10 protein-coding genes are annotated in these 10,411 nt (G+C 68.8%); 5 read left to right on the top strand and 5 right to left on the bottom strand.

Features of this window, described 5'->3' with window-relative positions; translation table 11 throughout:
• Positions 1–417: 417 nt before the first annotated feature.
• Positions 418–1,308, bottom strand: coding sequence for an arginase family protein (locus KK141_RS21905; RefSeq protein ID WP_250901937.1), 891 nt, complete (start codon positions 1,306–1,308; stop codon positions 418–420).
• Positions 1,295–2,362: a GNAT family N-acetyltransferase gene (locus tag KK141_RS21900; RefSeq protein WP_214573120.1), complete on the bottom strand. Its 1,068-nt coding sequence runs from the start codon at positions 2,360–2,362 to the stop codon at positions 1,295–1,297. Before KK141_RS21900 ends, KK141_RS21905 begins: the two co-directional genes overlap by 14 nt.
• Before the next feature lie 277 nt (positions 2,363–2,639).
• Here KK141_RS21900 and KK141_RS21895 point away from each other — a divergent pair, with 277 nt between their 5' ends.
• Together KK141_RS21895 and KK141_RS21890 are read left to right on the top strand one after the other, a co-directional pair.
• A complete protein-coding gene (locus KK141_RS21895) occupies positions 2,640–2,891 on the top strand; it encodes a phosphopantetheine-binding protein (RefSeq protein WP_167257806.1) in 252 nt (83 codons plus the stop codon).
• A gap of 8 nt (positions 2,892–2,899) precedes the next feature.
• Positions 2,900–4,114: a beta-ketoacyl-[acyl-carrier-protein] synthase family protein gene (locus tag KK141_RS21890; protein WP_214573119.1), complete on the top strand. Its 1,215-nt coding sequence runs from the start codon at positions 2,900–2,902 to the stop codon at positions 4,112–4,114.
• A gap of 44 nt (positions 4,115–4,158) precedes the next feature.
• On the opposite strand, the gene KK141_RS21885 is transcribed toward KK141_RS21890, so the two are convergent.
• On the bottom strand, positions 4,159–4,557 hold the full coding sequence (locus tag KK141_RS21885) for an NUDIX domain-containing protein (protein WP_345777630.1): 399 nt from the start codon (positions 4,555–4,557) through the stop codon (positions 4,159–4,161).
• Positions 4,554–5,042, bottom strand: coding sequence for an 8-oxo-dGTP diphosphatase (locus KK141_RS21880; protein ID WP_214573118.1), 489 nt, complete (start codon positions 5,040–5,042; stop codon positions 4,554–4,556). The genes KK141_RS21885 and KK141_RS21880 overlap by 4 nt, the downstream gene beginning before the upstream one ends.
• 181 nt (positions 5,043–5,223) lie before the next feature.
• Between KK141_RS21880 and KK141_RS21875 the strand changes: the two genes are divergently transcribed.
• The 3 genes from KK141_RS21875 (at position 5,224) to KK141_RS21865 (ending at position 9,094) form a co-directional block, all read left to right on the top strand.
• The gene (locus KK141_RS21875; RefSeq protein WP_250901940.1) at positions 5,224–5,973 is read left to right on the top strand and encodes a phosphodiester glycosidase family protein; all 750 of its coding nucleotides are present in this window, start codon (positions 5,224–5,226) and stop codon (positions 5,971–5,973) included.
• A gap of 48 nt (positions 5,974–6,021) precedes the next feature.
• Positions 6,022–8,442, top strand: coding sequence for a penicillin acylase family protein (locus KK141_RS21870; RefSeq protein WP_214573116.1), 2,421 nt, complete (start codon positions 6,022–6,024; stop codon positions 8,440–8,442).
• A gap of 157 nt (positions 8,443–8,599) precedes the next feature.
• A complete protein-coding gene (locus tag KK141_RS21865; protein ID WP_214573115.1) occupies positions 8,600–9,094 on the top strand; it encodes a DUF4019 domain-containing protein in 495 nt (164 codons plus the stop codon).
• A 2-nt stretch (positions 9,095–9,096) separates the two neighbouring features.
• Here the strand turns inward: KK141_RS21865 and KK141_RS21860 are convergent, their stop codons facing one another.
• The gene (locus KK141_RS21860) at positions 9,097–10,410 is read right to left on the bottom strand and encodes a HipA domain-containing protein (RefSeq protein ID WP_214573114.1); all 1,314 of its coding nucleotides are present in this window, start codon (positions 10,408–10,410) and stop codon (positions 9,097–9,099) included.
• Between the last annotated feature and the right edge of the window lies 1 nt (position 10,411).

The raw sequence follows: 10,411 nt of genomic DNA, 5'->3' as shown, positions 1-10,411 counted from the left end.
CTCGCACCTTCACGCGCCTCGCCACGTTGGGGTTCGCCTGCGGCTCACCCCAACCTACGCCGTACGCTTACGCAACGAACAGGGCTAAACCCAAAAACTGGCCTCAGTCATTGAACATCCTCTTCGCCACGGCACGTTGAAGCACCCGCTACGTAAACGCACAGTGGTTTCGTGTCGACTCTGGTTAATCCGTTGCCGCAGCCGTCCACTGCTCGTTCTAGTCGCGTCGCGAGCCGTTGCTCTTAGGCCATTTCTTTTGGGTTACTTTTTCTTTGGGCCAGCAAAGAAAAAGTGACTCGGGCGCCGGCAGGCGTCCGAAATGCCCGCTGCATAAGCGGCCAAATCGCGATACCGCGAAAACCAAGCGATACAGAAACTGGATCCCGGCCTACGCCGGGATGACGAGCAAGCGTAGCCTCACGCCGCGCTATCGGCGATAGCCGCCAACAACCTAAAATTCAACTCGCGCTGCTGCAGCTGCCAAGCATCCAGCTCACTCTGTGGAACGGGCTCCTGCCCATCCATCCCGCTGAGCAAGCGCTTCCACCACGTGCGATAGCGATACGCCGACACCTCGCCATTAATGTCACTGGCCACAATGCGCCCGCGCAGCGCCTCAATAATCGCCATCGCGTGGTGCTCCTCCAGCCGACCCTGGTCCCAATTGGTCCGCGCAGTGTCCACACTGAAAGCATCCTTATCGATCGACAGATAAGTCGCCTGCGGCGCCCGCCGCAACTGCTCCACGAACGCGCAAGTCAGCGCATCCGGATCCTCGAAGCGGTGGAACGCATCCTGCAGCCCCAGGCGCGCCGCCCAGGCCACATCCACATCCATGCACCAGTAGCTGAGCTTGCCTGCGCGCAACGGCCGCAGGTAATTCTCCCAGGCGTGCGCCGCGCCGATGTCGCCGGAAGTGATGCCCACCACGTGCACGTGATTGACGTACGGCAGCATCGCCACCTTGCGCACCCACGAACCGCAATGGATGCCCCAGGGGAAACGCATGTTGTCCGGATGGTTGTCGAACACCACCAGCTGGAACGGGCCGCGTGCGCGCTGGCGCTCCACCAGTGGCCAGGTCAAATGGTGGTAGTCGCCCGAACCCATCAGCACGGTGCCGTGCTCGGCCGGCGCCGTGTCGGCGAGATGGCGGCGCAGGCGGTTGAAGGTGCGCAGGGTGCAGCCGAAGCGGATCGCTTCCTGCCAGTCGCCCAGCGGCAGCGTGGTGGCGCCTTCGATCGGGCCGACGGCGCCGTCGAAGTCCAGGATCAGCGGACCGGGCCGCATGGAATCAGGTTTGCGCATCGGTCGGCGTCGGCGCCCATTGGCTGTCGCTTTCGAACAGGTGGCCCAGCTTGCGCGCCGCGGCGCGCAGCAGCGGGTTGCGCAGCCAGATGGCGTGGCGGGTCAGGGTGAAGCTGGCGCCAAGATAGGACTTCACCTGCGGATCGGTCCAGCCCGCCACGTAGTGGCTCAGGCCGCGCTCGCGCGCCCAGGCCAGGTTGTGGAACCAGCTGGTGAAGTACAGGTTCTGCTCGCGTGCCTGCGGGTAGGCGAAGCCCACGTATTTGTCGATCAGCTTGCCGTCGGCGACGAAGCACAGGTTCCAGCCGATCAGCTCGCCCTGGTGGCGATAGACGAAGGCGAAGCCGCCATTGCCGGCGTCGCGCAGCACGGTGGCGAAGAACGCGCGGCTGAGCTTGTCGAAATGGATCTCGCTTTGCGCGTAGACGTTCTCGTACAGCGCATAGAACGCATCGACGGTGGCGTCGTCGGCAAAGCGCGCATCGCCGCAGGCCACGGTTTCCACCGCCACCTCGTCGCGCTTGCGCAGCTTGCGGCGGATGTCCTTGCGGCGCGAAGACGACAGGCGCGCGAGATACGCCTCTTCGTCGGCGAAATCGATCGCCACGTAGGCCAGCGCCTGGCCCTCGAGCAGCAGATAGCCCTCGGCGCGGCAGGCTTCGGCGAAGCGCGCGCACCACTCGCGGCTGGCCGCGTCGCACAGCGGCGAATCCTGCGGGATGTCCTTCACCACCAGCAGGCGCTGCCCGCCGCCGAGCTCGCGGCGCAGCGCACCGGGCAGCGCGGCGGGGTCGGCGGCGCGCGGGAACAGCGCGTACTCCGACACGGTGGTGCCGACGAAAGCGGTGCGCCAGCGCAGCAGGCGCCCCCACCAGCGGTAGCCGGGCGCCTTGACCACGCGCCGGCGCAGTGCGTCGTCGGTGGTGGTCAGCAGGTCGAACGGCGCCACGAAGGCGGGCGTGCCTTGCGCTTCCCGCACCCGGAAGCCGAGCGGAGGATGCGCCGCGAAGGACGCGACCAGGCCATCCGGTTCGAGTTGGTTGAGATAACGCACGCAAGGTTTCCGCAAGTGGGGCGCCGCCGTCCCGGACGCCGCGCGCATGATGCCGCAAGCCGGGCCGCGCAGCATGGATGACGGGGCTTTCACGCCGCTTACCCTGCCGCCGCCGGCCGGCCCGGCCGTCCCAAAGATTGGCGAAAGGCGAACCCGCGCAGAATCGACCAAATACAGGACCGTCGCGTCTGGACAAGCACCCCGTGCTTGGTCAGGCTTGCCGGGTCGGCCGCGCGGTGCGGCCAGCGGCGAACGCCACGGACCAGGGATACGACCCATGAGCAACGTACAGCAGGAAACCACCGAGATCATCGCCAAGCAGGCGAAGATCGACATCGACACCATCAAGCCCGAGTCCACCCTGAAGGACCTGGGCGTCGCCTCGCTCGACGCCATCGAAGTGATCTTCGACATCGAAGAGCATTTCGGCATCAACCTCCCCAACGAGGACACGGACTTCGACAACGGCACCGTGGGCCAGCTGGTGGAAGCCATCGAGCGCCAGCTCGCCGCCAAGAAGAACGACTGACCTCCTCCATGCAACGTCTCGTCATCACCGGCATGGGCGCGATCTGCGCGCTCGGCAACGACGCACCCTCGGTCTGGCAGGCCATGACCGAGGGCCGCACCGGCATCGCCCCTGTTTCCCGCGTGGATCCCGAACGCGTGCGCGCCGCCGGCGTGGTGGCCGAGGTCAAGGGTTTCGATCCGGCCCAGCACTTCGAAGAAGCCAAGCTCAGCCAGCTCGACCTGGCCACGCAGTACGCCCTGGTCGCCGCGAAAGAGGCGATCGTGCAGTCCGGGCTGTCGTTCGAAGGCGAACGCGCCTCGCGCACGGCGGTGGTGGTGGGCAGCGGCGTGGCCGGCGAGGTGACGCGCGACACCCAATACCACCGCATCTACGCCGAGAAGGCGCCGCGCGTGCACCCGCTGGGCATCATCCGCATGATGATGAACGCACCGGCCAGCCAGATCAGCATGGCGCACGGCATCACCGGCCCGGCCTTCGTGGTGGCCAGCGCCTGCGCTTCGTCGAACCATGCGTTCGCGCAGGCTGCGATGATGATCCGCTCCGGCCTGGTCGACGCCGCCGTGGTCGGCGGCACCGAGGCCTGCCTCAACCTGGGCACCCTGCTCGCATGGGAAGCCATGCGCGTGCTGGCGCCGGACACCTGCCGCCCCTTCAGCAAGGGCCGCCGCGGCATCGTGCTGGGCGAGGGCTCGGCCATGTTCGTGCTGGAAACGCTGGAACAGGCGCAGGCGCGCGGCGCCACCATCCTGGCGGAACTGGTCGGCACCGGCATGAGTTCGGACGCGGGCGATATCGCCGCGCCGTCCGAGCTGGGCGCGGCCGCCGCCATCGAGAACGCGCTGCGCGACGGCAATCTCTCGCCGTCCGAAGTGGATTATGTGAGCGCGCACGGCACCGGCACGCTGGCCAACGACGCCACCGAGACGGCCGCGCTGCACCGCGTGTTCGGCGAACATGCGCGCGCGCTGGCCATCTCCTCCACCAAGCCGATGCACGGCCATGCGCTGGGCGCGTCCGGTTCGCTGGAACTGATCGCGGTGATCGGCGCGCTGCGCCACGGCATCGTGCCGCCGACACTGGCCTATCTCGAACCCGATCCCGCCTGCGACCTCGACTACGTGCCGCACCAGGCGCGCAAGATGCCGGTGCATGCGGCGATCAGCAATTCGTTCGCCTTCGGCGGACTCAATGCGGTGGTGGCGCTGCGGCGCATGCCTTGAACAACCGGCGCTGGTGTGCCGGTTACGCCTGAGCGCGGCGCACTCTAGCCAGCGAGCAACGGCAACAACTGCTCACGGCTCAGCTGCGCAATCGGCAGATCGCCCGGTTGCGCAGGATCCACCCAGCACAGCGCCTCGATCTCCGCCCTCGCCTCGAACGGCCCGTCCGCGGCCACTTCGTAGACCACCGCTTCGACTTCGCAGCCTGGCTCGTTCGCCGCCGGCGCGCTGAAGCGTCCGAGCAGCCGCGCACCTTCGCGCCGCATGCGGCAGCCGAGTTCCTCTTCCAGTTCGCGCGCCAGCGTGTGCAGGTCGTCTGCATCGCCGGGATCGCGCTTGCCGCCCGGCTGCTGGAACACTTCCGCGCCGCGCTTGCGCACCAGCAGCACGCGGCCCGCGCTGTCGCGGATCATCGCCGCGACGATCTCGATACGCCGCGTCACAGCCGCGAGTACGACCAGGACTGCATGCGCCCGTCCTTGTACGGCATCACGCCGTGGAACGGCCGCGGATCGCCGTCGAACACCAGCGGCAGGAAGTGGCGGTCGCCTTCCCACATCGGCAGCTCCATCAGGCGGTCCAGCTCCACCCATTCGAGCGTGCCTTCGGGATTGGCGGCAAACGGTTCGCCGGCATAGCGGTCGATCACGAAGATGAAGCCCAGCCAGTCCTCGCCCTGCTTGCCGAAGCCCGGCCAGTTCAGCGTGCCGCGCAACTGCATCGACACGCACTCGATGCCGGCTTCCTCGAGGATCTCGCGGCGCATGCAGGCGGCGATGTCCTCGCCCGGCTCCATCTTGCCGCCCAGGCCGTTGTATTTGCCCAGGTGCATATCGTCCTGGCGCGCATTGCGATGGATCATCAGCACCCGGCGCCGATCCGGCGAGAGCACATAACCGAGCGTGGCGACGATGGGCGTGTAAGGCATGAGGCGGCGTGCGGCGGAAAAACGGCAGTCTATAACGGCCACGGCTTCGGATAGATGCGAAATGTCACGCCGGGCTTGCACCCGCACCACTGCCCCGGCCACCATCGTGCGTATGCAGGCATCCGTCCTCCCCGCATCCACTGCCCGCCGTCCATGGCTGTACTGGCTGGCCACGCTGGCCATGCTCGCCGGTGCCAGCGGCTGTTCGCGCCAGGCGCAGGCGGTGGACAGCGATGAAGTCACCTTCGAAAGCCAGAGCTTCCGCGTGGTCCGCGTGGACCTGGAACGCGAGCCGCTCAGCCTGCACTGGAAAGACCCGGAAAGCGGCCAGCCCTACGCCACCATCGAAGGCCTGCGCCAATGGGGCATGGCGCACGACCGCCGCCTGCTGTTCGCCGCCAATGCCGGCATCTACGACCGCCAGTTCGCGCCGCTGGGCCTGTACGTGGAAGACGGCCGCACCGTGGTGCCGCTGAATCTGTTCAAGGGCAATCCGGCCGCGGGCAATTTCTCGATCCAGCCCAACGGCGTGTTCGCCGTGTATGCCGACGGCCACGCCGCCGTACGCACCAGCACCGCGTTCAAGGCCGACGCCAAGGCCGCGCGCTGGGCCACGCAGTCGGGGCCGATGCTCCTGGTGGACGGGCAGATCAACGACCGCTTCGTGGACGATTCGTCCAGCCTGAAGTGGCGCAGCGGCGTATGCGCGAAGACGCCGCATCGGGTGGTGTTCGTGGTGAGCGAATCGCCGGTGAACTTTCACACCTTCGCGCGACTTTTCCGCGATGAACTCGGCTGCCGCGACGCGCTGTACCTGGACGGCACCATCTCGCAGTTCTACGTGGACGGCGAAGGCTATGCCGGCGCGCCCACCTTCATGGTCAAGCCCTATGCGGGCATCTTCGCGGTGTTCACCACGGCCAAGCCCTGAGCGTTGGGACTACACTCGGGAGCATCGCCACCCAAGGTCCGCCTCCCGATGCCCCGAGTCCGACGCTTCCGCTGGCTGCGCGCCCTGCTGCTCTCCCTGTTGATCCTGATCGCCGGCGTGCTGGCGGCAGGCTGGTTCCTGCTCGCCGGCAGCCGCGCGAAGCTCGACGGCGAAGTCGCCGTGCAAGGCCTGGGCGACACCACCAGCATTGCGCGCGACGCGCTCGGCAGCGCCACCATCGATGGCAAGAGCCGTGACGATGTGACCTTCGCGCTCGGCTACGTGCACGCGCAGGAACGCTTCTTTCCGATGGACCTGATGCGCCGCGTCGCCGCGGGCGAGCTGGCCGAACTGGTCGGCGCCGCGGCGGTGGATACCGACATCGAGCATCGCCGCCATCGCCTGCGCGCCACCGCGCAGGCGGCGCTGGCGCAGCTGTCGCCGGAGGACCGGCATACGCTGGAGCTCTATACCGCGGGCGTGAACCGCGGCCTCGCCGATCTGCGGGTGAAACCCTGGGAATACTTCCTGCTCGGGACGCAGCCGCAGCCGTGGAAACCGGAAGACAGTTTCCTGGTGATCGGCGCGATGTACCTGGACCTCAACGGCGACGGCCGCAACCAGCGCGAGCTGAGCTTTGCGCAGATGCGTTCCGCGCTGCCCTCGCCGCTGGTGGATTTCCTGCTGGCGCCGGATCCCGAATGGGAAGCGCCGCTGAGTGGCGATCTCTCGCATCCGCCGGTGATCCCGGGTGCGGACGTATTCAACCTGCGCGACAAGCCGGTGGCCTCCAGCTCCGACGCCGCCGCGCTTGCCGCACTGGCGCCCGCGCTCGACGAGCCACGCCCCGGCAGCAACAACTTCGCCGTGGCCGGCCGCCTGACCGAGAGCGGCGCGGCCATCCTCGCCAACGACATGCACCTGGGGCTGCGTGTGCCGGACATCTGGTTCCGCGCGCGCCTGCGCTATGCGGACCCCACCGCACCGAACGGCCGCCGCGACGCCAGCGGCGTGACCCTGCCCGGCACGCCGGCCCTGGTCGCCGGATCCAACGGCCAGGTCGCCTGGGGTTTCACCAACAGCTATGGCGACTGGCTGGATTGGGTGCGCGTGCTGCGCGATCCGAAGGACGCCGCGCGCTACCAGGTGCCGGACGGCGTCGACTCGATCGAGACGCACGAGGAGACCATCCGCATCAAAGGCGCCGCGCCGCGCACCATCAAGGTGGAAAGCACGCGCTGGGGCCCGATCCTGGCGCAGGACACGGACGGCACGCCGCTGGCGCTGGCCTGGATCGGCGACCTGCCGCGCGCCTACAACCTGGGCGTGATGAAGCTGGAGCGTGCCGCCAGCGTCAACGCCGCGCTCGATCTCGCGCCCAGCATGGGCATGCCGCCGCAGAACCTGCTGGCGGCGGACAGCGCCGGCAATATCGGCTGGACCGTCACCGGCAACAGCATTCCGCTGCGCAGCGGCGTCGATCCGCTGCTGCCGGCGGACTGGTCCAAGCCCGGCACCGGCTGGCAGGGCTGGGCCACGCCGGCGCAGTACCCGCGGATCGAGAACCCCGCCGACGGCCGCCTGTGGACCGCCAACAACCGCACCATCGACGGCGCCGCGCTGGCCCTGCTCGGCGAAGGCGGCCACGACCTGGGTGCGCGCGCGCAGCAGATCCGCGACGGCCTGCGTACGCGCAGCAGTTTCGCCCCGGGCAACCTGCTGGATATCCAGCTCGACCACCGCGCCCTGCTGCTGGTGCGCTGGCAGCGCCTGCTGCAGGACACCCTGGCCGGCACCACCGACCCCACCCTGGCCCAGCTGCGCCAGCTCACCGCCAGCTGGCGCGGCCGCGCCGCCGCCGACAGCGTGGACTACCGCCTGGTGCGCGCCTTCCGCGACAAGGTGCACGAAGCGGTGCTGGCACCGTTCGCCGAGGAAGTGACCGAGCGCTACAAGGACTTCACCTGGCCGCGCCCCAGCCACACCGAAGCAGCCGTCTGGGCGCTGGTGCGCGACCGCCCCGTCCACCTGCTGGATGCGCGCTACGCCGACTGGAACGCGCTGCTGCAGGACGCCGCGCGCCAGGTCGCCGACGAACTGGGCAAGCAGCCCGGCGGCCTCGCCGCACGCACCTGGGGCGAGTACAACCGCACGGCCATCCGCCATCCACTGTCGCGCGCACTGCCGTCCTTCGTCGGCCGCTGGCTGGACATGCCGGACGAGCCGCTGCCCGGCGACGACAACATGCCGCGCGTGGCGCGCCCCGGCTTCGGTGCCTCCGAGCGGCTGGACGTAATGCCCGGCCACGAGGCCGGCAGCATCCTGGAGCTGCCCGGCGGCCAGAGCGACAACCCGCTGTCGCCCTACTACGGCGCCGGCCACGAGGACTGGGTCAACGGCCGCCCCACCCCGCTGCTGCCGGGGCCGGACCAGCATGTGCTCACCTTGCAGCCGGCCGGCCGCGGCTGAGGTGCGCTACGCTCGCGCGGCACTAGGCCTGGTCTGATTCTGTGCAGGCAAGACCGCGCCGCGGGGAGCTTTGCGGCGGCGCGGCCCGATGATGGGAAGAAAACCTGTCGCGCCGTCCGCGGCGCCGTTTCCGCAGCCCCTTTCCAAGGAGAGACCCATGGCAAACCATCACCCCCGTTTCCTTATCGCCGGCACCCTGGCCGCCCTGCTCGCCAGCGGCTACGCCCAGGCCCAGCAGCTGCCCTCGCTGGACAGCGCCATCGCCACCGCCACGCGCTGGGCGGCCCAGGCCGATGCCGGCCAGGCCGACGCGATGTGGAAGAGCAGCGGCCCGATGATGCAGAAGAGCGTGAGTTCGGCCGACTGGGCCAAATACCTCGACGGCGTGAAGAAGCAGCTCGGCGCCACCCAGAGCCGCGACTGGGTGCAGCTCGGCCGCGTCGAGAACCCGCAGGGCCTGCCGCCCGGCGAATACCTCAACGTGGTGTTCGTGGCCCGCCACGCCACCGCCCCCGCGGTGGAAACCGTCTCGCTGAGCCAGGCCGGCACGAACTGGGTGCCAGTCGGCTACATCGTGCGCCCGGTGCAGCAGCAGCCGGCCGCACCCGCTCCGGCCGCAGCGCCTGCCGCGCCGGCGAAGCCGGGCAAGTAACGTCAGCTGCGCTGGAACGGACTGGTCCGCTTGCTCTTGCCGGGAGCGGACCGGTAGCCGGAGGGATCGAATTCGCTGCGCTGGCTGCGCAGCGATTCGCCGTCGATGCGCCGGGCCAGGTCGTCGATGTCGCGTTCGCTCACGCCGGCTTGCGCGAAGTGCTCGCGCCACTGCTCAACGACATCGATCACCGCAACCGTTTCGGCGGCAGCTTCCGCCGGCGACAGGCCGAACGCCTCGCATTGCGACATCGCATTGGCCAGTGTCGAATCCCGGCCATCCACGCCGCAGATGAATTCCTGATAGCCCTGCCCCGAGTTCGTCGGCAGCACGTCGTAGGCCGGCGCCAGCTTCAGGCGGCCGTTATCGGACGGATTCACCACCAGCAGCGAGTGGTTCTTCTCGTGGTCGTCGGTGTTGTCGATCAGGATGTTGAACACCATGCGGCGGAACAGTTCGCGCGCGTCGTTGCGGTTGGTGTCCTGCTCGACAATGCCGACGCGCCGCAGTATCCGCGCCAGCTCCGGATAACCCATCTCCGGTTCGCTGCCTGACGCAGTGGCCGCGCGGATGGCCGTACCGGCCGAGATGCTGTGGATGCGACCGCCCGCCGTGCGGTCGAAGCGGCGCACGGCGATCGCGTGCTGGCCGTCCAGCGCAATGACCCGCGTCGCGGCCACGGCGATGCCCGCGCGCGCGGCGAGCGTCATAGCCGCGTGCTCGATCAGCGGCGTGTCGACGGGCTCCCCGTTGAAGAACTTGATCACCCACGGCTCGCCGTCGATCTCGATCAGCGCCTTGGGCTTGGCGCCGCCGAGGCTGCCGCCGGCGCGCACGATGCGCGCTTCCAGGGTGCTGATCGGTTCGGAGGCTTCGATCTTCGCCACCACCTCGCCGAGCTGCTGCGCCTGTCCCAGCCGGGGCAGCGGGCTTCCCTCGCGCGGACTGTAGGTGTCCGGCGAGGTCGATACGCCCAGCGCGCCGAAGCGCTCGTCGCCGGCGTAATACAGGTATTCCATCAGCGACAGGCGCGTGGGTTTGTCGACGAAGCGGATCACCTTCTCGCCCCACCGGTCCGGCCGCGCGTCGTCGACCGCACCGACCGCGCGCTGTGCATCGGCGGCCATCCGGCCGGGCGGCAGTTGCTCCACGTCGACCAGGGGCAGGTCCTCGCTCAAGGCGAAGCCGGTGGACAGCCATGCCTCGCCGTAGCGCAGCGAAACACCCTTGCCGGCGGAGACCAGCTTCAAGGCACCGACCGGGCGTGGATGCGCCGGATCGGCCAGGTACCAGAGGTAGAGATCGTCCAGGCGCATC

The organism is Dyella sp. LX-66, from assembly GCF_018599165.1.
Classification (GTDB): domain Bacteria; phylum Pseudomonadota; class Gammaproteobacteria; order Xanthomonadales; family Rhodanobacteraceae; genus Dyella_D; species Dyella_D marensis.
The sequence above is the reverse complement of the archived record's forward strand: the minus strand, read 5'-3'. Positions and strand labels throughout refer to the sequence as shown.

Excerpts from the sequence above, each read along its gene's own strand:
- KK141_RS21870 (WP_214573116.1), top strand. The coding sequence starts at position 6,022 with ATGCCCCGAGTCCGACGCTTCCGCTGGCTGCGCGCCCTGCTGCTCTCC.
- KK141_RS21875 (WP_250901940.1), top strand. The coding sequence starts at position 5,224 with ATGCTCGCCGGTGCCAGCGGCTGTTCGCGCCAGGCGCAGGCGGTGGAC.
- KK141_RS21880 (WP_214573118.1), bottom strand. The coding sequence starts at position 5,042 with ATGCCTTACACGCCCATCGTCGCCACGCTCGGTTATGTGCTCTCGCCG.
- KK141_RS21905 (WP_250901937.1), bottom strand. The coding sequence starts at position 1,308 with ATGCGCAAACCTGATTCCATGCGGCCCGGTCCGCTGATCCTGGACTTC.
- KK141_RS21890 (WP_214573119.1), top strand. The coding sequence starts at position 2,900 with ATGCAACGTCTCGTCATCACCGGCATGGGCGCGATCTGCGCGCTCGGC.
- KK141_RS21860 (WP_214573114.1), bottom strand. The coding sequence starts at position 10,410 with ATGCGCCTGGACGATCTCTACCTCTGGTACCTGGCCGATCCGGCGCAT.
- KK141_RS21895 (WP_167257806.1), top strand. The coding sequence starts at position 2,640 with ATGAGCAACGTACAGCAGGAAACCACCGAGATCATCGCCAAGCAGGCG.
- KK141_RS21865 (WP_214573115.1), top strand. The coding sequence starts at position 8,600 with ATGGCAAACCATCACCCCCGTTTCCTTATCGCCGGCACCCTGGCCGCC.